Origin of the sequence: Phocaeicola vulgatus ATCC 8482 (assembly GCF_000012825.1) — a bacterium.
Taxonomy (GTDB): domain Bacteria; phylum Bacteroidota; class Bacteroidia; order Bacteroidales; family Bacteroidaceae; genus Phocaeicola; species Phocaeicola vulgatus.
The window spans coordinates 3,022,947-3,046,766 of the sequence record NC_009614.1; the positions used below are offsets into that span (position 1 = coordinate 3,022,947).

The following is a 23,820-nucleotide window of genomic DNA, read 5'->3' on the forward strand; positions in this document are numbered from 1 at the left end:
ATGAGATAAGATTAACAATTTAAATACGAAACGATTATGGCAATGATTAAATTAACCGGTATCAATAAAATCTACCGTACGAATGAGATTGAAACATTAGCGCTGGAAAATGTAAATTTGGATGTGGCTAAAGGGGAGTTTGTCAGCATTATGGGTCCTTCCGGTTGCGGCAAGTCTACCTTGCTGAATATTATGGGGCTGCTGGACGCTCCCAGCAGTGGAAAGATTGAAATAAACGGCACGTCTGTAGAAAGCATGAAGGACAAGGAACTGGCTGCTTTCCGTAACAAGACCTTGGGCTTTGTATTCCAGTCGTTCCACCTGATTAATTCGCTGAATGTGATTGACAATGTGGAGTTGCCTTTGCTCTATAGAAAGATGGCTGCCAAGGAGCGTACCCGTCTGGCAAAAGAAGTGTTGGATCGTGTCGGTTTAAGTCATCGTATGCGGCACATGCCCACACAGCTTTCCGGAGGACAGTGCCAGCGTGTAGCGATAGCCCGTGCTATTGTGGGTAATCCTGAAATTATTCTTGCGGATGAGCCTACCGGTAATCTGGACTCAAAGATGGGTGCAGAGGTCATGGAATTGTTGCATAAATTAAATAAAGAGGATGGACGGACCATTGTGATGGTAACCCATAATGAAGAACAAGCCAAACAGACTTCCAGAACCATTCGTTTCTTTGATGGGCGTCAGGTGCAATAACTACTGATTACTATGAAAAGGAATTTATTAAGAAATAACAGAGATGATTAAACAGTATTTTAAGCAAGCTTTGGCGCAACTTCGCCAGCATCCGCTTATCAGTGTCATCAGCATTGCAGGAACTGCTCTTAGCATTTTCCTTATTATGTTGGTAGTGATGCTACAACAAGTGAAGGTCGCTCCTTTTTCTCCCGAGTCAAACCGGAATCGTTTTCTGCATGTGCATTATATGAGCATAAGTCATAAGGATTGGGGGGACGGAACAAGTAACGGACCGATGAGCGTGCGGACGGCGCGTGAGGTATATAAATCATTGAAAACCCCTGAAGCTGTCACTATTTATTGCAGTATGCCGGTATCGACTCCTGTTTCATTACCCGCTATGCCGGCTATTGGAGCGGATGTGCGGGAAACGGATGATACTTTTTTTAAAGTGTTCGATTTTCGTTTTGTGAATGGAAAACCATACGATGAAGCTACTTTCAATGCGGGCACTCCTGTGGCTGTGATTACTGAGAGCATATCGCGGGCTTTGTTTGGTTCCACAGAATCTGCGGGCAAAGAGTTTTTGTTGAATCATGCTCCCTATCGTGTGGTAGGGGTAGTGAAAGATGTATCTACTCTTGCCGATGCTTCTTATGGCCAAGTATGGATTCCCTTTACTTCGACGGATTTGCCTAATGATACGTGGAGTGACCAGCACATGGGGATGATGAGTGTCACTATTTTGGCTCGAAGCCATGATGATTTTGGAGAAATCCGTGCTGAAGCCAAGCGGCGTATGAGTGAGTATAATTCTATTCTTGCCGATCAGGGGTATACGTTGATAGACCGTAACCGACCATATGATCAGGAAACTCAGTCTATTTCATTTGCAGCTAACTTGGAGCCGGATTTGAAGTCGGCTCGTCGTGAACGTGCTATCATTTTTATCATTCTGTTGTTAGTACCTGCTATAAATCTGAGCAGTATGACGCAAAGCCGATTGCGCCAACGTGTGGCGGAAATAGGAGTACGCCGTGCTTTTGGGAGCACCCGCATGGAAATGGTTGGACAAATAATCATGGAAAACCTGGTCGTGACTTTGTTGGCTGGTGCCGTAGGTTTGTTTATCAGTATTGTTATGGCTTATTTAGGTACCGATATCCTGTTTGCACAGCCTTATAGTGCGACATTGAATGCCCCTACAGTTGATTCCAGTATTTTATTGCACCCTTCCACTTTCCTTTATGCGTTGTTGTTTTGCTTTGTTTTGAATTTGCTGAGTAGCGGCATTCCTGCTTGGAGGGCTTCAAGGACTAGCATTGTCAATGCGCTGGGAGGAAGGATTCACTAAGGTGATAACGAATTAAAAGTAAAGAATCAAGATGAATAAGAAACTATTTACTCAGATAAAAAATGAATGGCGGTCTAATCTTTGGCTTGTCACCGAATTATTGTTGGTAAGTGTCGTTTTATGGTATATTGTGGACTATATGTATGTGCAGACCTCAATTTATAATGAACCACGGGGATTTGATATTTCTCATTGCTATTTGGTGCAAATGGGACGTCTTACGGACAAAAGTCCAGACTTTATTCCCAATCAGACAGACGAGGAAAAGCGGCAGGATATCAAGGAACTTCTAAGTCGTCTTCAGCATAGACCGGATATAGAGGCAGCCGGATTAGGACAAAATTCTTACCCGTATAATGGCAGTAACAGCAGTGCGTCAGTGGTGTATGATACGTTACGTTCGCCGGGATGGACTATACGCAGATTGGTGTCTCCCGATTTTGTCCGTGTGTTCCGTTATCGTGGCACCCGTGGGGAGACCCCTGAACAACTGGCTGAGATGCTGAAACATCCGAAGAATTTCTTAGCTTCAGATAATCTTTATAAACGGCGCTATGGATGTGATTTGACTTCATTGGTAGACAAACAATTTTATTTGTTCGGGGATACAACAAATACATATAATTTAGCGGCTTCTTTGCAGGTTGTGCGTTATGGGGATTATTTTGAGGCATGGAACAGTTACTGCATGGTGGCTCCTATGCCGGAAGAATGGTATGATTTGGGCACGGAGCTTTGTGTACGCGTAAAAGAGGATCAAGATCGTGATTTTATAGCCCGTTTGAAAGCGGATAGTGAGAAACTGTATCGCGTGGGCAATGTGTTTATCGCGGATGTGCGTTCTTTTACCGATATCCGTCGTAACTTTCAGCAGTCACATACGAATGCCTGGAACAGTTACCTTTTCGGAATGGGTTTCTTGTTGTTGAATATATTCTTGGGATTGCTAGGTACTTTCTGGTTCCGTACTCAGCAACGACGTGGGGAGATTGCATTGATGAAATCATTGGGTGGAACAGATCATAGTATCTTTGTCCGTCAGTTGGCAGAGGGATTGATATTATTGGCGGTGGCCACAATTCCTGCGATTTTTATTGATTGGAATCTGGCAAATAGTGAATTGAATGCTTGGATGAATGGCACTACTATTGAAGGTGGACGTTTCATAATAACAGTTCTTATTTCCTTTATTTTGATTGCATTGATGATTGTAGTAGGCATTTGGATTCCCGCACGTAAGGCTATGAAAGTTCAGCCGGCGGAAGCATTGCATAATGAGTAATCTCTTTTTTGTTAAAAGGTTTTAGAGCATAGCACAAACATGATAAAACTATATATTAAACAGGCTTTTTACCAACTTCGTGAGAATAGGCTCATCAGCTTGGTTTCTATCATAGGAACGGCATTGGCTATTTGTATGATCATGGTCATTGTCCTGGTGTTGGAAGTACGCATTACGGATTGTGTGCCCGAGGTGAACCGTTCACGTTCTCTTTATATGAAAGCGATGTCTATTCATCAGAAAGGAGATACCAGTGATAATTCATCAAACGGCTGTATGTCACTCACAGTGGCTAAAGAGTGTTTTAAGGCACTTACTGTTCCTGAGGCGGTAACTATAGTGTCTACAGGAGGCAGGATGCGTATTTCTGTACCTGCTGGAAAAATGATGACAGTGGATAACCTTGAAACTGACGATACCTTTTGGAAAGTGTTCTCTTTTGATTTTATTGCCGGAAAGCCGTTTACGGCTGCCGATAGTGAAAGCGGACTTCCTAAGGTTGTACTTAGTGCTTCTGTGGCCCGGAATTTGTTTGGTACGGTAGAAGCGGTAGGACGTACGGTCCAACTCAACTTGGCCGATTATACGGTAGTGGGTGTTGTGAAAGATGTATCCAAACTGGCTGTTTCTTCTTATGCGCAGATTTGGATACCTTTCAATTCAACAGAAATAGCCAGGAAGTGCTGGTATGACAATGCGATGGGAACTTTTCGTGTGGTCATTCTGGCACATTCGGAGAAAGATTTTCCTGCCATCAGAGAAGAGGCGGAACGCCTGCGTCAGAAATTCAATGACGGATTGCAGGATTCCGAAATTTTTTATCGTGGACAACCCGATGATCGTTTCTCTTTTATCTTTCGTCACTGGGGAAGAGAGTTACAGGCGAAGGAAGCTTATTTGCACTACCTGTTGGTGATTGTTATTTTATTGCTGGTACCGGCTATAAATTTGAGTAGCATGACTTTGTCCCGTATGCGGAAGCGCATGTCGGAAATAGGGGTGAGGAAGGCATTTGGTGCTACTGCCAATGTCTTGTTGAGGCAAGTGTTTTATGAAAATTTATTATTGACGCTCATAGCCGGAGCAGTAGGAATGCTTTTCAGTTATGCATGTACTTTTTTATTGAATGATTTCTTATTTTCCAATAGCGAGAACCGTGCCCAAATAGGAGAAACCAGTCTTTCGGCAGATATGTTGTTCAGTCCCTGGATATTCTTGGCCGCATTCATTTTCTGCCTGCTCTTGAATTTGCTGTCAGCGTGCATCCCTGCCTGGAGGGCATCGCGCATGAATATTACGGACGCTTTAAACCAACGTTAGATCATGAACAGGAATTTATTGAAACAGATATGGAACGAGCGCCGCAGCAATGCGTTTCTGTGGATGGAACTTTTTGTGGTGTTTGTCATATTATGGTATATTGTGGATGTGGTATATGTCACATTGAGCATCTATAATTTGCCGATGGGCTTTGATATAGAAAATACGTATGTTCTTCGTTTTGAGCGGATGACTTCGAAGGCGGCTGCTTATCAGCCTGGCCGTACTATGAAAGAAGATGTTGCCGATTTGCATGAAATTGTAAACAGGCTTGCGCATCGTCCGGATGTGGAAGCAGTCAGCCTCTCGCAAAACTGTATACCTTATAATGACGGTGCAAACAGTTTTTCATTTTATCTGGATACAGTTCCGGTACGTAGTTTGAAACGATGGATAACTCCGGAGTATTTTAATGTATTCCGTTATCGCAATATAGACGGTTCGGGTAGTGAAAGCCTTGCTGAGGCACTGACACCGTCCGGCATGGTCTTATCTGTGAATATTGCCGATGTTTATCAGGATGCACCTTGGCATGGTAAGGAACTTTTAGGGCGTAGGGTGCCTGTTTGGCGGAATGAGCCGGAGGCGGAGCATCTTTCTATAGCTGCTCTTACCGAGCCGGTCCGTTATGACCATTTTACAGCTCCGGATGATTACGGCTCCCGTTATGCTGCTGTGTACCTGACAGATGAGGCGTTGGAATCCTTAGGTGAGACGGTTTATATAGAAGTTTGCCTGCGTGTTCGTGAGGGACAGAATGATGGATTCATAGACCGTTTGATAGTGGATGCCGACCGTCAATATCAGGTGGGCAATCTATATCTTTTGGATATAACTCCTTTGAGTGATGTACGCACAGCTTATGAAACGGATTCGGTGAATGAGTTGAATACGCAATTTTGTATCATATTTTTCTTATTGCTGAATATCTTTCTAGGCATTATCGGAACTTTCTGGTTCCGGACACAGCATCGGCGTGCCGAAATAGCGTTGCGTATGGCTTTAGGATCTACCCGTTGGGGAATCTGCGGTCGTCTGATGGGGGAAGGAGTCTTGTTATTGCTGATATCTGCTATTCCTGCATTGGTTGTGGCGTGGAATTTGGGATATGCCGAACTGGTGGAAGTTACACGTATGCCTTTTACGGCAGGTCGTTTTGCGATTACGGTTCTGGGCACTTTTATTCTGATTGCTGGAATGATTGTCATTGGAATAGGATACCCTGCCCGTCGTGCCATGAGTATCGAACCGGCTGAGGCATTACATGAAGAATAAATAAAATGAAGAGATAAAACGAATGAAACAGCTATTATTACAAGCATTTAATCTGATACGGCAGAATCCTTTTTATGCTACAATCAGTATTATAGGAACAGCTGTCACTATCGCTTTTGTTATGGTAGTAGTGATGATTTATGACTTCCGTACAATGGATATGGCTCCGGAAAGTGATCGGAGCGATATGATGTATACAGGTTCGGGAATGACCTATCGTAAGCTGGATCATACCAACCAGAACAGCGGTATGGGACGCAAGGCTTTTGAAGCATTGTTTTCAGAGCTTCCTGGTGTAAAAGAGGTTACTTGGTATCGTGGCGTTTCCAAGACCCCTTGTAACTTGTCCGCTTCGAATGAGATATTCAACTATTATGTGCGGCCTGTGGCTGATAACTGGTTTAAGTTCTTTGATTATGAATTTATAGCGGGACGTCCTTTCACACAAGAGGAGTATGATGCCCGTCGGTGGGTCAGTGTGATAACCGAGCGTATGGCCTTGCAGCTTTTCGGCACGACGGATGTGGTAGGAAAAGAATATCAAAGTAATTTTTTTCCTACTAAAGTGGTAGGCGTGGTGAAAGATGTCAATGCTATTTTCCAGACAGCATACGCTGATGCTTTTGTTCCTTTCTCATTGGAAAATGAAGACTATTATGCTACTTGGACAGGGGGCTTGGGAGGAATCCGTCTGGGATTGCTCAAACTGCTGCCGGATACTCGTCCTGCAGAGGTACGGACTGAAGTACAGCATCGGCAGGATCGTTTGAATAGTTCAACGGCAGAATATGCTTTCGAGATGAACGAACTCTATACTCATACGGAATACACCTTTTTTCGTGGAAAAGATATTAGTGCACCGTTGGTTTACAGTATGTTATTGATGGTCTTGCTGATTGTTCCTGCTATTAATATCTCAGGTATGACCAATGCCCGAATGCAGGAGCGTGTGACAGAAATTGCAGTTCGCAAGGCGTATGGCGCATCACGTATTTCCATTATGGTGAGGTTGTTTTTAGAGAATCTGCTTACGGTCTTTTTGGGTGGAATTTTAGGATATCTGTTTTCGTGTGTTTTGGTTTGGCTGGGACGTGTATGGTTGTTTGGTAGCGGCGAGGTAGAATTATCAGGTATCAGTCTGGATGGAGGTTTGTTGTTGCATCCTGCTTTATTTGTGTTGGTTTTCGGCGTATGTGTTGTTTTTAATTTATTGTCGGTATTGATTCCGGTATGGATGGTCACACATCGTAATATTGCAACTACCATTAAAGGAGAATAGGAGGAAAGGAAAAATGATAAAGAGTTTATTCAGACAAATGTGGAACCAAAGGCACGCTAATGTATGGGTGTGGGTTGAATTGGTTGTTGTTCTTGTCTTGCTATGGTACAGCATCGATCTGGTTTATAATTATGAGGTTGCTGCCCGTCAGTCTAAAGGATATGACACGGAGAATGTTTTTGATATTCAACTGAATATTAAGCCGGTTTTGCAAAATGATTCTGTATTAATGAGTCATTCTGCTGAATATTTGGAGCAAATCTATCATTTGATCCAACAATATCAAGGGGTGGAGGAAGCTTGTTTTTATTATGGGACAATACCTTATACGGGAAATAATATGTATGAGGGATATGCTCCGCATTCGGATTCGACTCATGTGGTAGGCTGTTTCATCCGTTATGTCAGCCCTACTTATTTCAAGGTATTTCGCTTGCAGCCATTATCAGGTTCATTTGAGGCGGAGCGTTGGGACAAGAATGAATACCCCATGCCGGTGTTGATGAGTGAAACGTTAAGTGATTCCTTGTTTAGCGGACGCAATGGAGTAGGGGAAACTTGTTTCAATCCTTATTTCCTGAATAGTGTGCAGCCGGAAACTAATTATAAGGTAATGGCGGTACTTCCTGCTCATAAGACCGATGAGTACGAGCGTTACGAACCTTTTATTTATCTTCCCAGTTCGCCGCTGACTTATTGGCATCACATTGCGGTGCGTGTGGCTTCTAATTCCATACCGGGATTTACCGAACGTTTTATGCAGGATATGCAAGGGAAATTATCTATCGGCCCTTATTACTTATACGATATAAATTCGTATGGCGATATGAAGGAAGCTTTCGATATAGAGCAAGGAACGGTGAATTATCTGAATACTACCTATGCCGTTATCCTTTTCTTTGTTTTCAATATATTTTTAGGGATGCTGGGTACTTTCTGGTTTCGGACTCGTAAAAACCGAAGTGAGATAGCTTTGCGTATGGCACTAGGTTGCAGTAGGATGAATGTATTTGGTTATTATGTACTTGAGGGCATCCTTCTCTTGGTTTCGGCTGCCATTCCCGCTGTTTTTGTTTGTGCGAATATGCAGATGGCGGATCTTACTGTGCATACATTAATGGAACCTGCTTGGGGACGTTTTTTGCTTTGTTTTGTGTCGGCCATGCTGTTGTTGGGGATAATAATTTTGCTCGGCATTTATTTCCCCGCCCGGAAAGCGATGAGGATTGAGCCTGCAGACGCGTTGCATAATGAATAATGTTATTTCATTGTCACATGATCAGCAGTGTTCGTATATGAATGGAGTGTCCGATTTCGGACACTCCATTTTTGTTGTAAGGTGTTATAAAACAGTGAAATAGTTTTTTGGCATACCATTTGCCTTACCTTTGATAAAAAGAATAATAACGCAATGAAAAAACAAGTAATATCTCTATTTTTAGCCTTTGGCATATCGTTGGTTGCCGGAGCGCAGCCACAAGAAAAGCGACGTGCCATCACTTTGGAGGAAGCCATTACTATTGCCCGTGTGCAAAGTGTAGATGCGGCCGTAGCTTTAAACGAGCTGAAAACTGCTTATTGGGAATATCGTACTTTCCGTGCGGATTTGCTTCCGGAAATGAATTTTGAAGCCACTATTCCCAGCTATAATAAGAAGTATAATTCTTATCAGCAGGATAACGGTGCTTATACATTTGTACGTAATAATTATATGGAAATGAATGGTGAAGTTTCCATCGATCAGAATATTTGGTTGACCGGTGGTAAACTCTCATTGAATACCTCTCTTGATTTCTTGAAACAACTGGATGGAGATAAATCAAAACGATATATGTCTGTTCCTGTGGCATTGACTTTGGAACAACCTATTTTCGGAGTGAATACAATTAAATGGAACCGCCGCATCGAACCGGTGAGATACGCTGAAGCTAAAGCCGCATTTCTTACTGCAACCGAAGAGGTAACCATGACTACTATCAATTATTTTTTCAATTTGTTGCTGGCCAAGGAAAATGTAGGCATTGCCCGACAGAATCTGAAGAATGCAGATAAACTGTATGAAGTGGCTAAGGCAAAGCGTAGCATGGGGCAGATCAGTGAAAATGATTTGTTGCAATTGGAACTGAATGTATTGAATGCCCGTTCTACGTTGACTGAAAATGAAAGCAACTTGAAAAGTAATATGTTCAAACTCCGTTCATTTCTGGCATTAGGAGAGGATGAGGAACTGGAGCCGGTTGTTCCCGAAACGATTCCGACTGTTTTGCTGAACTATCCGGATGTTTTGGACAAAGCACTTGCCAATAATTCATTTGCACATAATATTCGTCGCCGCCAGTTGGAAGCAGATTTTGAAGTGGCTAAGGCGAAAGGTAATTTACGTGAAATCAAGCTCTATGCACAGGTAGGTTTTACAGGAACAGACAATGAATTTAATAGTGCATACCGCCGTTTGAAAGACAACCAGATTGTGGAAGTCGGTTTTAAGATTCCTATTCTTGACTGGGGAAAACGTCGTGGTCAGGTAAAGATTGCTCAAAGTAACCGCGATGTGACCGAAAGCAAGTTACGTCAGGAAACCATGAATTTCAATCAGAATCTGTTTATCCTTGTAGAACAGTTCAATAATCAGCAGGCCCAGTTGCAGATAGCAGACGATGCGGACAAGATTGCCCAGAAACGTTACAGTACCAATGTGGAAACCTTCATGGTTGGTAAAATCTCGACATTGGATTTGAATGACTCCCAGACAAAGAAAGATGAGGCTCGTCAGAAGCATATCAATGAGTTGTTCTATTATTGGTACTATTATTACCAGTTGCGCAGCTTGACATTGTGGGATTTCAATACCAATACTAATATTGATGCCGATTTCGAAAAGATTATCAAACAATAGGATTTTTACTATTCAATTCTGTTTGAATATAAAATGGGGTTGTCTTTGTACTTATTAAAATAATAATTTCTACATTTGCAGTATTATGATATTAATTATAGACGATGACAGTGCCATTCGTTCTTCTCTGAGCTTTATGCTGAAAAGGGCGAAATATGATGTGCAGGCCGTACCAGGTCCCAAAGAGGCTATTGAAATAGTCCGTTCGGTTGCACCCCAGTTAATCTTGATGGATATGAACTTCACCCTGTCCACCAGTGGTGAAGAAGGATTGACGCTTTTGAAACAGGTCAAAGTGTTCCGGCCCGATGTTCCCGTTATATTGATGACGGCATGGGGAAGTATCCAGCTTGCCGTGCAAGGGATGCAGGCAGGTGCATTCGACTTTATTACCAAACCTTGGAACAACGTAGCGTTGATGCAAAGGATAGAAACTGCTTTGGAACTGACTTCACAAGATAAGAAAGCAGCGGTTCCGGTGGAAGATAATGACGGCTTCAACCGTAGTCATATCATTGGAAAGAGTAAGGCACTGATGGATGTGCTGGCCACGATCAAGCGGATAGCGCGTACCAACGCATCGGTCTTGATTACCGGTGAAAGTGGTACAGGTAAGGAGTTGATAGCCGAAGCGGTGCATTTGAACAGTTCCCGTAGCAAGAAACCTTTTGTGAAAGTGAATTTGGGAGGTATTTCTCATACTTTGTTCGAGAGTGAAATGTTCGGTCATAAGAAAGGTGCGTTTACGGATGCCACAGCCGACAGGGTAGGACGTTTTGAACTGGCTGATAAGGGTACGATTTTCTTGGATGAGATTGGCGATTTGGATTTAAGCTGTCAGGTGAAACTGCTTCGCGTGTTACAAGAGCAGACTTTTGAAGTTTTGGGCGACAGCCGTCCCCGTAAAGTCGATATCCGTGTGGTCAGTGCGACGAATGCCGATTTACGGCAGATGGTGCAGGAACACACCTTCCGCGAGGATTTGTTCTATCGTATTAATTTAATTACGGTGCATCTTCCGGCATTACGCGAACGCCGTGAGGATATTCCGTTATTGGTCCGTCATTTCGCCGACAAACAATGTGAATCGAACGGTCTTCCCAAAGTGGAATTTACTTCTGAAGCGATGGATTATTTGAGCCGTTTGCCTTATCCGGGTAATATCCGTGAATTAAAGAATTTGGTGGAACGTACCTTGCTGGTCAGTGGAAAGGAAATATTGACTGCGGATGATTTTAAATCACAATACCAGCATCCTATAGAACAGAAGATGACAACGAATCTGCAAGGCATGACCTTGGAGGAGATAGAAAAGCAGACTATTCTGCAAACGCTTGAAAAGTATAACAATAATATGTCACAGGTTGCCATAGCCTTAGGAATCAGCCGGGCCGCTCTTTATCGCCGTTTGGAGAAATACAATATACAAGTGAATGATTAGCAAAAACGGAACCGGATAAAATATGAAACTGAAATTCTTGTTCTTCTTTTTAGCATTACTGTTGACAGCAGTATGGACTATCCTGCTCGTTCTTACATTGAAGGAACGCGGTGCGCTGTTTTATATAGGAGAGGGAGTCATTACATTCAGTCTTGTGTTTCTGGTTTATTTCTACCGCAAAGTCGTGAAACCGCTTGATATCATCGGCAACGGTATGGAACTTCTTCGTGAGCAGGATTTCAGCAGTAGGCTGACTCCTGTCGGACAAAAGGAAGCCGACCGCATTGTGTTGGTTTTCAACCGCATGATGGAGCAGTTGAAAGACGAGCGTCTCCGGTTGCGTGAGCAGAATCATTTTCTTGACCTGCTGGTCAGTGCTTCTCCTATGGGAGTTGTCATACTGACTCTGGACGGACATATTTCCATGCTGAATGCGGCAGCTCTTCGTTTTTTGGATTATTCTTCGTCAGAGGAAGTCAGAGGCCGATTGCTGTGCGAGTTGGCTTCCCCTTTGGCCGAAGAAATAGAACGTATTCCCAAAGATACTACGGAAACAATTCGTCTGAGTGACTCCATGATTTACCGCTGTTCCCGGCTTTCTTTTGTTGACAGAGGCTTTTCTCATCCGTTTATTCTGGTGGAAAGTCTGACTTCCGAGGTGGTGAAAGCAGAGAAAAAGGCATACGAAAAAGTGATCCGTATGATAGCACATGAGGTGAATAATACGACTGCGGGCATTACCTCTACTCTTGATACGGTGGATGGTGCCTTGGAATGTATGGAGGATACGGAAGACTTGCGCGAAGTGATGAAAGTCTGCATAGAGCGTTGCTACAGCATGAGCCGTTTTATCACGAATTTCGCCAATGTGGTGAAGATTCCCGAGCCTCAATTACAATCAGTGGACTTGAATGACCGCGTGGCCGCTTGCAAGACATTTATGGAAACGGTTTGCCGTAACCGCAAGATTACGCTGCATCTTAATTTATGTAAAGAGAATCCCGAAGTGATGATGGATACTTCCTTGTTTGAGCAAGTATTGGTCAACATTATCAAGAATGCGGCTGAAAGTATCGGGGAAACAGGAGATATCTTTATCCGTACTTCCGTATCACCTACGATGTTGGAAATTGCTGATACCGGTGCCGGTATCAGTAAAGAGGTGGAAACCAAGCTGTTCAGTCCTTTCTTCTCCACCAAGCCTAACGGACAGGGTATCGGTCTTATTTTTATCCGTGAAGTTTTGATAAAACATGGGTGTACTTTCTCTCTTCGTACCTATCCGGATAAACTGACCCGTTTCCGTATCCGTTTCTGATGATTTTCTACCACTTTACCACGCTGCGATGCTTCCGTAAGGAAGTGCAAAGGGAGGGGGTATAGTAAACGTCTTTCGGATGTTTCTTTTTGTGCTGTTGGTTCTTTCGGAATCTCAGTTCAAAATGAAATACCCTTTTTATTATGCTAGGCTGTCCACGATAAAAAATGTTCAATCAGGATTGGATGAAATCGGTTCGTTTGGTTTATCTTCACAATATTATGTGCTAAATAATTAAAATATGAAATACCCTATCGGCATACAAATTTTTAGTCAAATCCGTGAAAACAGATCTGTTTTCACGGACAAGACCGATTTTATCTATCAGTTGGTGAGTAGAGGAAGTATCTATTTTTTCAGCCGTCCGCGCCGTTTCAGCAAAAGTAGTATGAAGGGCGGAGAGAGGTGAGGTAATATCCGGACAAGCCTGAAAATATCCTGTAGTTTGGAATAAGTAATGTTATAAAATAGCCTGATACATTATTTTATTCATCGTTATAAGCCCAAATCCAAAAAAGTTGGGATTGTTCATGCCCTCATGCTCTCACTGTATATGTAACATGTTGGCCATGAATGATTTGTGTAGTTATGGTAAAAATAGTTGCTCTCACTTATGCTCTCACTAATCCCTCATGCCCTCACTACGTTTTGAAGCATTCTTCCGTATAACATGTTTGTTGTCAGTTATATATACTTTTTTATAGGATATTCCGGCTTGATGTAAAGTAGGATGTTTTTTGGCTTTTTGAGAAGAAAAAGTGTACGTAAAGGGTTTGTATTTCTATGGAATGTGATCGTAAAGTTCCCGGCATTTCATGCAGGGTAAAAAGATCAAGACGTTTTTAAAAAAGCTCTTGTTCTTTTTTAAAAAGGCCGTTATCTTTTTTTGAAAGTTCTTGATCTTTTTAAAGAACGTCCTTGTCTTTTGAGGTGAAATTCCGGATCCTACGCGAAAACTTCCACCACAGAGTTTTGCAAAACTGCTGCTACTGCTACCACCCTTTCCATTGAAAGCACCATGGGCAGGACGTTTCATAGGGTGATGGCAGCATTTTTTTATATGGTAAAAAGGGTTGCTGTCACCACTTTTACCTCTTTTTTACCCCAAAAAGTCCGTAGGAGGGGGAAGAAACAGGAGGCGGAGGATGACCAAATACTGGGAAAAGGTGGGAATACAGGCACACAGCATCCGGAAACCGGATCGGCAGAATATTGTACACCAACAAACAAGACACTGACTACAGCCTGATGGGAATCTGATTGCGGATCGCCAGAACTGAAGTTTCAACCCTACGGAACCGGTTGAAGCTGAACCTTATGGCTGAATATGATGTCCGTACAATTAATATAGGTGCTGAATACAGCTTTTGGAAAGATTATATCAATGCAGTGATAGAGTTCAACCGCTGCCGTTACTTTTCCGGCGGAGTGTTTTTTAAAGTCCACCTGAAATAATAAAAGGAGTGGCTGTCAGTCTTTGATTTTCTTTTTATACACTTCCCCTCTGTTCATTACTTCCTTAACGAAATTGTAGGTTTCCACCCCTCGGAAGTATCCATTCTTACAAACCGGATCATTGAAATATTCTTCATTACTTTTAAGCAGAATATAGTTATCTACGCTGTTGTTCCATACATATTTATTCTTGCCGTATTTTTCAGCCAGTGCCATGGCATCCAGTACGTGTCCTATTCCGGCGTTATAAGCCGCCAAGACAAATTTCATCCGTTCGTTTTCATCTTTTATTGCGTTGAAAGAACGGGAAGTGGCAGCAATATATTTCACGGCGGCCTTTATACTCTCTTCCGGATTCTGTTCTTTACCGGGAGGAACTCCCATAGCACGCGCCGTCCGGGGCATGAGCTGCATTAATCCTTTCGCGCCTGCCCATGATACGGCTGTTGTATCAAAGTTTGATTCCGTATAGGCCAGGGAAGCTAAAATACGCCAATCCCAATCTATATCTTTGGCATATTTCTTGAATAGAGTGTCGAAGTGTGAAATCTTTCCGTCTTTGATGGACAAGATGGAACCGTGAGGTGTCCGTTTGCTTATTTCAAAATAACGCTTGCTACTGGCCTGATAGGCAGGAGAAGTCATATTTTCCTGATGCCATTTAGTAGCAGCTTCACCTAGTAGCGGTGAGGTCTTACGTACGGCCCATGAGGCACGTTGGTCAAAACTGACAGCCAGGTCAATATTCAGATTGGGGTAATAAGTCTTGTTTAATTTGGCAAGGTCGTTATCACAGATGGCATAATCTATCTCACCATTGGAAACCTGCATGATTAAATCCTCGGTGGTGATGCTGTCATTATCGACTTCGTGTATCAATATACCGCCACCCAGTTCTTTATCCAGATTGATGAGACGTTCCAGATACTTTCCTGGTTTTACATAGACCTCTTTCCCGATTAATTCTGTTACATTATTCAGTGCTTTCTTCTTTTTTTGAGTATTACGTTGTACCAATACCTGATGGGTGATGATATCTTCCCCGCAAAACTCTACACTGTCTTTGAACTCTTTGGTGACAGGCAGATTATAGGCTATCAGGTCTCCTTCTCCTTGTAATAGTTTATGAACCAGGTCACGTGCATTCTGTGCTACTTTTATTTTCAGTTTTACGTCCAATGAACGGGCAAACTGATCGGCCAGCTCATACTGGAATCCCATAGGCTCGCCCCGATAGTCGAAATAAGAAGTGGAACTGTTCAGTGTCAGGACTACTAATTCTCCGCTGTCTTTTATTTGCGGCAAATCATAATTTGTCACTTCGGCAGATTGTTGCCGGTTACGGCACGCTGTCATGCATATACAGGCAAGAACTAATAGCCAGACATTTTTCATCTTCCTAAAATCTTTTCAATATATAGTTTAAGGATTTCAATGGCCTTTTGGTTGTTGCCTCCATTGGGGATAATAATATCGGCATATTGCTTGGTAGGCTCTATGAATTCGTCATGCATCGGTTTCAGAATGTTCCGGTATTTGTCTATCAGCATTTCCAAGGGATGGCCGCGTTCCACCATGTCGCGGGTAATCACACGCAGCAAACGTTCGTCGGGTTCGGCATCCACAAAAATCTTTAAGTCCATCAAGTCTCGTAACTCTTTATCATAGAGACTCATGATACCTTCCACAATGATGACTTCCTTTGGCTCTACACGAACTGTTTCGGGCAGGCGTGTACATACTAGATAAGAATAGGTGGGCTGCTCAATGGGATGCCCTTTGCGCAGGTCGGCAATCTGTTGTTCAAAGAGCGGCCAGTCAAAAGCATCGGGATGGTCGAAATTGGTTTGTTTACGTATTTCCAAGGGAATGGATGACTGATCGTTATAATATGAATCTTGTGGAATGACTGCAACGGAACCTGGGGGCAGGCTCTCTATGATTTTTCTAACTACAGTGGTCTTTCCTGAACCGGTTCCGCCGGCTATACCAATAATTATCATAATAATAGAATGTATTTTAAAACAAAACTGTTACTTTTGCATCAGGTTAAATACTTTAGCCCTGTGTCGATTACAAAAGTAGGATAATTAATTAAAATATCAAGTATGGTTAAGCACATTGTTTTATTTAAATTGAAAGAAACTCTTTCACAGGAAGAAAAATTGAAAGTGATGAATGATTTTAAAGCGGCTATTGAAGCTTTGCCGGCCAAGATAGGTTTTATCCGTCATATATTTGTGGGACTGAATGCCAATTCTGCTGAAAAATGGGATATTTGTCTGGATAGTGAATTCGATACGCTGGCAGATGTCAATGCCTATGCCGTTCATCCGGATCATGTAGCTGCAGCCGGCCTTTTGAAGGAGGTTAAGGCTGATCGTGCTTGTGTGGATTATGAATTCTAAAAGATAGCCTATGAAAAAGATAATCAATCCCTGGAAAGGGATGGAAGGATATAATTGCTTTGGCTGTGCTCCCAACAATGAAGCCGGAGTGAAGATGGAATTTTATGAGGATGGGGATGAGGTAATTAGTATATGGAAACCTCAGCCACAGTTTCAGGGATGGATTGATACGTTGCATGGCGGTATTCAGGCGGTGCTGCTGGATGAGATTTGTGCATGGGTGGTTTTGCGTAAACTACAGACTACCGGTGTTACGTCCAAAATGGAAACCCGCTATATGAAACCTGTTAATACCAACGATTCGCATATCGTATTGAAGGCTTCCATAAAGGAGAGGAAGCGCAATATCGTATTTGTAGAAGCGGCTATTTATAATAATAAGGAGGAACTTTGCACCAAGGCGCTGTGCACTTATTTCACTTTTTCTCAAGAGAAGGCAAAGGAAGAAATGCATTTCTTGAACTGCGAGGTGGAGCAAGATGAGATAATACCTTTAATTTGAAAGAAAAAACAAAGTTTTTGCGATAATTATTTGCTGATATTAAATATAAACTTTATTTTTGTCGCAAGTAAAAAGAAAAGACTATGGTTAGAACTGCTACACATCATCATCATTTTCCTAACGAATAATTCGGTGGGCTAAGGTGATATTGTAGTATAATGATATAGGGCTTGCCGAAAACGGTAAGCCCTTTTTATTGCCGGTTAATAATTAAAAACAGATAGAATCATGCTTAGAATTGCAGTACAGTCAAAAGGCCGTTTGTTTGAAGAGACAATGGCATTATTACAAGAGGCAGATATTAAAATCTCCACTTCTAAAAGAATTCTTTTAGTACAGTCGTCTAATTTTCCGATCGAAGTTCTTTTTCTTCGCGATGATGATATTCCTCAGTCGGTGGCTGGTGGAGTGGCTGATTTAGGGATCGTAGGCGAGAATGAGTTTGTAGAGAGAAAAGAGGACGCTGAGGTGATTAAACGTTTGGGGTTCAGCAAGTGCCGTTTGTCATTGGCTATACCTAAAGATGTGGACTATCCGGGTTTGTCTTGGTTTGAAGGACGTAAGATTGCGACTTCTTATCCCGGCATTTTGAAAGATTTCATGGATCGGAATGGCATTCATTCTGATATTCATGTCATTACCGGTTCGGTAGAGATTGCTCCGGGAATCAGTTTGGCTGATGCTATTTTTGATATTGTCAGTTCGGGATCTACTTTGGTAAGCAATAGCTTGAAGGAAGTGGAAGTGGTTATGAAAAGTGAGGCGTTGCTGATAGGCAATAAGAATATGTCTGAGGAGAAGAAAGAGATTCTGAACGAACTCTTGTTCCGTATTGAAGCGGTGAAAGCTGCCGAAGACAAGAAATATGTCTTGATGAATGCTCCGACAGAGCGTTTGAAAGAAATTATCGAAGTGCTGCCGGGTATGAAGAGTCCTACTGTGATGCCATTGGCACAAGAAGGATGGAGTTCGGTACATACAGTGCTTGACGAGAAGCGTTTTTGGGAGATCATCGGAAAACTGAAAGCATTGGGCGCGGAAGGTATTTTGGTATTGCCCATTGAGAAAATGATATTATAGCCGGTCCATACGTCAGGCGAGATTTGTAAACTTATAAAAGAATACATGTATGAAGAAAATAATATATCCTGAAAAGAAAGACTGGATGGAAATTCTCCGTCGTCCGGCATTGAATACAGACACGCTGCGCAATACGGTTAAAGAAGTGCTGGATAAAGTGAAGACGGAAGGAGATAAAGCGGTGAGGGAATATGAAGAACGTTTTGATAAGGTGAAACTGGACTCACTGGGGGTTACTGAAACGGAAATTGCTGAAGCGGAAAAGGAGGTACCCATTGAATTGAAGGCAGCTATCATGCTGGCACAGAAAAATATTCATACTTTTCATAGTTCTCAGCGGTTTGAAGGGAAAAAGGTGCAGACCGTACCCGGGGTAACTTGTTGGCAGAAGGCGGTTGCTATTGAAAAGGTGGGCTTGTATATTCCCGGAGGCACGGCGCCTTTATTTTCTACCGTATTGATGTTGGCTACTCCGGCACAGATTGCAGGTTGCAAGGAAATCGTACTTTGTACTCCTCCTGATAAAGAAGGAAAGGTTCATCCTGCTATCTTGTATGCGGCAAAATTGGCCGGGGTAAATAAAATATTCAAAGCAGGAGGGGTGCAGGCCATCGCTGCTATGGCATACGGAACGGAAAGTGTGCCTAAGGTTTATAAAATTTTCGGTCCGGGTAACCAATATGTAACGGCTGCCAAGCAGCAGGTTTCTTTGCGGGATGTTGCGATAGATATGCCTGCCGGTCCTTCTGAAGTCGAAGTGCTGGCCGACGAGACGGCTAATCCTGTATTTGTGGCAGCCGATTTGCTTTCACAGGCGGAACATGGAGTTGATAGTCAGGCCATGCTGATAACTACTTCTGAGAAATTAATGAAGGAGGTGGAGTATGAGGTACAACGCCAGTTGGCTTTGCTTCCCAGATGGGAAATAGCCGAAAAGTCGTTGGCAAGCAGCAAATTGATTTTGGTGAGGGATATGGATGAGGCAATTGCTCTGACGAATGAATATGCTCCCGAGCATTTGATTATCGAGACCAGGGATTATATGGAACAGGCAGAGCGTATTGTCAATGCCGGATCTGTATTTCTAGGTTCACTTACTCCGGAGAGTGCCGGTGATTATGCATCCGGAACCAATCATACTTTACCTACCAATGGTTATGCCAAAGCGTATAGTGGGGTGAGTCTGGATAGTTTTATCCGTAAAATCACTTTTCAGGAGATTAATGGCGAGGGTATTCAGAATATCGGTCCTGCTATTGAGGTGATGGCGGCTAATGAACAACTGGGTGCGCATAAGAATGCAGTAACCGTAAGATTAAAAACAGTATAAAGATGAAAGATTTGAAAGAATTGACGCGCCCGAATATTTGGGCTTTGAAACCCTATTCATCGGCACGTGACGAATATAATGGAGCGGAGGCATCTGTTTTTCTGGATGCCAATGAGAACCCGTACAATACACCTAATAACCGTTATCCTGATCCTATGCAGCGGGAATTGAAGAATATGATAGCTCCTATTAAAAAGGTAGACCCCGATACGATCTTTCTGGGAAACGGCAGTGATGAGGCTATTGACTTGGTGTATCGCGCGTTCTGTATTCCGGGGGTGGATAATGTAGTGGCTATTGACCCTACTTATGGTATGTATCAGGTGTGTGCCGATGTCAACGATGTAGAATATCGCAAGGTGTTATTGGATGAAAACTATCAGTTCAGTGCCGATAAACTATTGGCGGCAACAGACGATCACACCAAACTGGTTTTTCTTTGCTCGCCCAATAATCCTACCGGTAATAACCTGGATCGTAGGGAAATGGAAAAATTACTGGATACTTTTCAGGGATTGGTGATTATAGACGAGGCCTATTCCGATTTTTCTGATGCGCCGTCTTTCCTTGCCGATTTAGATAAATATCCTAATTTGATTGTCTTTCAGACTTTTTCTAAGGCATGGGGATGTGCTGCCATTCGTTTGGGCATGGCCTTTGCGTCTAAAGAAATCATCTCTATTTTCAGTAAGATTAAATATCCGTATAATGTGAATCTGCTGACACAGAAAGAGGCTGTTATGATGTTGCACCGGCATTATGAGGTAGAACGTTGGGTAAAGTCGTTATTGGAAGAACGGACGCGTTTGGTCAATGAATTTGTAGAACTGCCTTGTTGTGAGAAAATCTATCCTACGGATGCCAATTTCTTTCTAGCTAAAGTGACAGATGCCAAGAAAATATATAATTATTTGGTAGGTAAAGGTATCATAGTGCGTAACCGTACCAGTATTTCTTTATGTCGTGATTGTTTGCGTGTGACTATTGGTACACGTCCGGAGAATGATATGTTGTTGGAAGCATTGAAGAATTATGAATGTTGAAGTATGAAGAAAGCGTTGTTTATAGATCGTGACGGTACGTTGGTTATAGAGCCACCGGTTGACTACCAATTGGATTCTTTCCATAAATTGGAGTTTTATCCTAAGGTATTTCGTAATTTGGGATTTATCCGCAGCAAACTCGACTTTGAATTTGTGATGGTTACCAATCAAGACGGCCTCGGTACTTCTTCTTTTCCTGAGGATACCTTTTGGCCGGTGCACAACCTGGTGTTGAAGACATTGGAGGGGGAAGGCATCATTTTTGATGATATCTTGATAGACCGCAGTTTTCCGGAAGACCATGTGTCTACCCGTAAGCCTGGAACAGGAATGATGGGAAAATATCTTATCGGTGATTATGATTTGGCAAACAGTTTTGTTATTGGTGATCGTGCTACAGATGTGGAACTGGCTAAAAATATGGGCTGTAAGGCTATTTTGTTGCAAGAAAATATGGATATTCTGAAGGAAAAGAACTTGGAATCCTACTGTGTATTGGCGACTACGGATTGGGATAAGGTCGCTGAATTCCTTTTTGCCGGAGAACGTATAACGGAGGTCCGTCGTACTACGAAGGAAACGGATATTTATATCAGTTTAAATTTAGATGGCAGCGGAAAATGTGATATTTCCACAGGTATTGGTTTTTTTGATCACATGTTGGAACAGATTGGAAAGCATGGTGGTATTGACCTGACCATTAAAGTAAAAGGTGATTTGGAAGTGGACGAACATCATACTATTGAAGATACCGCCATTGCTTTGGGTGAATGTATTTATCGGGCATTGGGCAGCAAGCGTGGCATTGAGCGTTACGGATATTGCTTGCCCATGGATGATTGTCTTTGTCGGGTAGCTTTGGATTTTGGCGGTAGAGCATGGTTGGTATGGGATGCTGAGTTTCATCGGGAGAAAATAGGGGAGATGCCTACCGAGATGTTTCTTCATTTTTTTAAATCATTGAGTGATGCAGCTCGTATGAATTTAAATATCAAAGCCGAGGGGCAGAATGAGCATCATAAAATAGAAGGTATTTTCAAAGCTTTGGCTCGTGCCATAAAGATGGCTGTGCGAAGAGATATTTACCATTTTGAAGTACCCTCAAGCAAGGGATGTATTTAAGTCGGCTTCAAAGACAAAGTAACTTAACTTAGTTGGGCGAGTAAGTTAAGTTACTTTGTCTTTGAAGCCGACTTACTTTTTTATGTGGTTTATAGCTCTTCGCATTCTTTCAGCCATGAAGCTGCACTGGCATCGCTCGGCATACGCCAGTCACCTCGGGGACTGAGTGATACAGATCCCACTTTGGGACCATCGGGCAGGCAAGAGCGTTTGAATTGTTGTTGAAAGAAACGGCGGCAGAATATAGTAAGCCATTTTTTGATTGTTTCCTCATCGTATGTATCACGAAAAGCGATACTTGCCAGGAAGAATATCTTGGCGGGACGAAAACCGAAACGTAGGAATTGATAAAGGAAGAAATCATGCAGTTCGTATGGTCCTACCAAATCTTCTGTCTTTTGTTTTATATTGCCGTTTTCATCAGCAGGAATCAGTTCGGGACTGATAGGAGTGTCTACAATATCGAGCAGGGTAATACGTGATTCATTATCCATGCCATTCAAAGCCACCCAATTTACCAGGTATTTGACCAGTGTTTTGGGAATGCTTCCATTGACTCCGTACATAGACATATGGTCGCCATTGTAGGTGGCCCAGCCTAGGGCAAGTTCTGAAAGGTCTCCCGTACCAATGACAAGACCGCCCAATTGGTTGGCAACATCCATCAGAATTTGAGTCCGTTCGCGTGCCTGGCTGTTTTCGTAGGTTACATCGTGTACGGTCATGTCGTGGTTAATATCGTTAAAGTGTTGGATGCAGGATTCCTTTATGCTGATTTCTTTAATGGTAACACCTAGTGAAGCCATCAGATGGAGAGCATTGTTATAAGTACGGTCGGTAGTACCGAAACCAGGCATGGTGATGCCGATGATACCTTTTCGTGGCAGATCCAATTTATCGAAAGTCTTGGCACAGACCAAAAGTGCCAAGGTGGAATCCAGACCACCGGAAATACCGACTACTACAGTCTTGCAGTGAGTGTGTACCAGACGTTTGGCTAGTCCTGCTATTTGGATAGCGAAGATTTCTTCACAGCGTTCATCCAATTCTTTGCCTTGAGGAACAAAAGGATGAGCTTCTATACTGCGCGTCAGACTAAGATCGCGTGTGTTGACAAATTCTGTACTGATGTGGATGGCGGGACGTCCCGGGCAGTTGCCGATATTGGCGGCAAAAGTGGTATTGGTCAACCGTTCACCACGAAGACGCTCCACGTCTATTTCACTGATGACCAATTGTTCCTTGAATGAGAAACGTTCAGACTCGGCAAGTAACGTGCCGTTTTCATATATCAGTCCGTTGCCTGCAAAAACAACGTCTGTGGTTGATTCGCCGAAACCGGATGAACTGAATACATATCCTGCCAGACAGCGTGCTGATTGTTGACTGACTAATGAACGGACATAATTATGCTTGCTTATTCCTTCATTGTCGGCAGACATGTTGAAAATGATTTCCGCTCCTTTCAGTGCTAATGCGGAACTGGGCGGAATGGGGGCCCACATGTCTTCGCAGATTTCAATGCCAAAGCAAGTTTCCGGAGTGTCGAAAAGCAGGTTGGCGCTGACCGGTACATTTTGTCCGCAGAGGCGTACATTGGCATCCGGGTGGTTCAGAGCAGAGGTAAACCAGCGTTGTTCATAGAACTCTTTATAATTAGGTAAATATGTTTTAGGAACAATACCCAGTATTTTCCCTTTTTGGAAAACAACAGCACTGTTCAGCAGCGTGGAATTCATAACCACAGGCATCCCTATAATAGAGATGATATCCATTTGTCGGGTATTATTCATAATTTGCATTAAAGCCATTTCTGCTTCTTCCAACAGTAAAGACTGACCGAACAAGTCGGCGCAAGTATACCCTGTAATACTTAGTTCGGGGAAAATGATAATTTGTACTCCTTTCCCGTCTGCTATGGCAATTTGAGTTTCAATCTGTTGTGCATTAAATTTGCAGTCAGCCACTTTCACTATCGGAATGGCAGCCGCCACTCTTACAAAACCGTATTTCATATTATACCTA

General features: G+C 42.7%; 22 protein-coding genes. 19 read left to right on the forward strand and 3 right to left on the reverse strand.

The genetic code is table 11. The annotated features are described in order from the left end of the window. Nucleotides 1-36: 36 nt before the first annotated feature. The 13 genes from BVU_RS11800 (at nt 37) to BVU_RS22465 (ending at nt 14,310) form a co-directional block, all read left to right on the forward strand. Nucleotides 37-708: an ABC transporter ATP-binding protein gene (locus BVU_RS11800; RefSeq protein ID WP_005846240.1), complete on the forward strand. Its 672-nt coding sequence runs from the start codon at nt 37-39 to the stop codon at nt 706-708. A gap of 43 nt (nt 709-751) precedes the next feature. Beyond that, on the forward strand, nt 752-2,044 hold the full coding sequence (locus BVU_RS11805; RefSeq protein WP_011965567.1) for an ABC transporter permease: 1,293 nt from the start codon (nt 752-754) through the stop codon (nt 2,042-2,044). A 31-nt stretch (nt 2,045-2,075) separates the two neighbouring features. Next, on the forward strand, nt 2,076-3,326 hold the full coding sequence (locus tag BVU_RS11810) for an ABC transporter permease (RefSeq protein WP_008671090.1): 1,251 nt from the start codon (nt 2,076-2,078) through the stop codon (nt 3,324-3,326). A 39-nt stretch (nt 3,327-3,365) separates the two neighbouring features. Next, nucleotides 3,366-4,646: an ABC transporter permease gene (locus BVU_RS11815; protein WP_005846246.1), complete on the forward strand. Its 1,281-nt coding sequence runs from the start codon at nt 3,366-3,368 to the stop codon at nt 4,644-4,646. A 3-nt stretch (nt 4,647-4,649) separates the two neighbouring features. Continuing rightward, the gene (locus BVU_RS11820; protein ID WP_005846248.1) at nt 4,650-5,921 is read left to right on the forward strand and encodes an ABC transporter permease; all 1,272 of its coding nucleotides are present in this window, start codon (nt 4,650-4,652) and stop codon (nt 5,919-5,921) included. Between the two features lie 22 nt (nt 5,922-5,943). Next, complete coding sequence (locus tag BVU_RS11825) at nt 5,944-7,200, forward strand: ABC transporter permease (RefSeq protein WP_005848549.1); 1,257 nt, start codon at nt 5,944-5,946, stop codon at nt 7,198-7,200. Nucleotides 7,201-7,213: 13 nt separating this feature from the next. After that, nucleotides 7,214-8,458 (forward strand): ABC transporter permease, encoded by a 1,245-nt coding sequence (locus BVU_RS11830; protein ID WP_011965568.1) that lies wholly within the window; start codon nt 7,214-7,216, stop codon nt 8,456-8,458. A gap of 153 nt (nt 8,459-8,611) precedes the next feature. Next, nucleotides 8,612-10,096, forward strand: a complete 1,485-nt coding sequence (locus BVU_RS11835) for a TolC family protein (RefSeq protein ID WP_005846254.1) — start codon at nt 8,612-8,614, stop codon at nt 10,094-10,096. Between the two features lie 85 nt (nt 10,097-10,181). Further along, nucleotides 10,182-11,537, forward strand: a complete 1,356-nt coding sequence (locus BVU_RS11840; RefSeq protein ID WP_005846256.1) for a sigma-54-dependent transcriptional regulator — start codon at nt 10,182-10,184, stop codon at nt 11,535-11,537. Between the two features lie 22 nt (nt 11,538-11,559). Continuing rightward, nucleotides 11,560-12,855, forward strand: coding sequence for a sensor histidine kinase (locus tag BVU_RS11845; protein WP_005846258.1), 1,296 nt, complete (start codon nt 11,560-11,562; stop codon nt 12,853-12,855). A gap of 241 nt (nt 12,856-13,096) precedes the next feature. Then, the gene (locus BVU_RS21645; RefSeq protein WP_080510703.1) at nt 13,097-13,264 is read left to right on the forward strand and encodes an AAA family ATPase; all 168 of its coding nucleotides are present in this window, start codon (nt 13,097-13,099) and stop codon (nt 13,262-13,264) included. A 633-nt stretch (nt 13,265-13,897) separates the two neighbouring features. Next, nucleotides 13,898-14,104, forward strand: coding sequence for a hypothetical protein (locus BVU_RS11855; RefSeq protein WP_005846261.1), 207 nt, complete (start codon nt 13,898-13,900; stop codon nt 14,102-14,104). A 68-nt stretch (nt 14,105-14,172) separates the two neighbouring features. Then, the gene (locus BVU_RS22465; protein WP_005846263.1) at nt 14,173-14,310 is read left to right on the forward strand and encodes a hypothetical protein; all 138 of its coding nucleotides are present in this window, start codon (nt 14,173-14,175) and stop codon (nt 14,308-14,310) included. A 15-nt stretch (nt 14,311-14,325) separates the two neighbouring features. Here the strand turns inward: BVU_RS22465 and BVU_RS11860 are convergent, their stop codons facing one another. Together BVU_RS11860 and udk are read right to left on the reverse strand one after the other, a co-directional pair. Next, a complete protein-coding gene (locus BVU_RS11860) occupies nt 14,326-15,705 on the reverse strand; it encodes a transglycosylase SLT domain-containing protein (protein ID WP_011965570.1) in 1,380 nt (459 codons plus the stop codon). Beyond that, nucleotides 15,702-16,313 (reverse strand): uridine kinase, encoded by a 612-nt coding sequence (gene udk / locus BVU_RS11865; RefSeq protein ID WP_008671116.1) that lies wholly within the window; start codon nt 16,311-16,313, stop codon nt 15,702-15,704. The genes BVU_RS11860 and udk overlap by 4 nt, the downstream gene beginning before the upstream one ends. Nucleotides 16,314-16,418: 105 nt before the next feature. On the opposite strand from udk, the gene BVU_RS11870 reads away from it, so the two are divergent. The 6 genes from BVU_RS11870 to hisB all read left to right on the forward strand — a co-directional run bounded on the left by BVU_RS11870 (nt 16,419) and on the right by hisB (nt 21,795). Then, nucleotides 16,419-16,718: a Dabb family protein gene (locus BVU_RS11870; protein ID WP_005848519.1), complete on the forward strand. Its 300-nt coding sequence runs from the start codon at nt 16,419-16,421 to the stop codon at nt 16,716-16,718. 10 nt (nt 16,719-16,728) lie between these two features. Then, entirely contained in the window at nt 16,729-17,220 is a 492-nt protein-coding gene (locus BVU_RS11875) for a PaaI family thioesterase (RefSeq protein ID WP_005846271.1), read from the forward strand. Between the two features lie 228 nt (nt 17,221-17,448). After that, complete coding sequence (gene hisG, locus BVU_RS11880) at nt 17,449-18,300, forward strand: ATP phosphoribosyltransferase (RefSeq protein WP_005846273.1); 852 nt, start codon at nt 17,449-17,451, stop codon at nt 18,298-18,300. Nucleotides 18,301-18,349: 49 nt separating this feature from the next. After that, nucleotides 18,350-19,630 carry a histidinol dehydrogenase gene (gene hisD / locus BVU_RS11885; protein WP_005846275.1) on the forward strand — a complete coding sequence of 427 codons (1,281 nt, stop codon included), beginning with the start codon at nt 18,350-18,352 and terminating at the stop codon, nt 19,628-19,630. A gap of 2 nt (nt 19,631-19,632) precedes the next feature. Beyond that, entirely contained in the window at nt 19,633-20,673 is a 1,041-nt protein-coding gene (gene hisC / locus BVU_RS11890; protein WP_005846277.1) for a histidinol-phosphate transaminase, read from the forward strand. A 3-nt stretch (nt 20,674-20,676) separates the two neighbouring features. Further along, nucleotides 20,677-21,795 (forward strand): bifunctional histidinol-phosphatase/imidazoleglycerol-phosphate dehydratase HisB, encoded by a 1,119-nt coding sequence (gene hisB, locus BVU_RS11895; protein WP_011965571.1) that lies wholly within the window; start codon nt 20,677-20,679, stop codon nt 21,793-21,795. Between the two features lie 89 nt (nt 21,796-21,884). Here hisB and BVU_RS11900 read toward each other — a convergent pair whose 3' ends face one another. Then, a complete protein-coding gene (locus tag BVU_RS11900; protein ID WP_011965572.1) occupies nt 21,885-23,810 on the reverse strand; it encodes an NAD(+) synthase in 1,926 nt (641 codons plus the stop codon). Nucleotides 23,811-23,820: the final 10 nt, after the last annotated feature.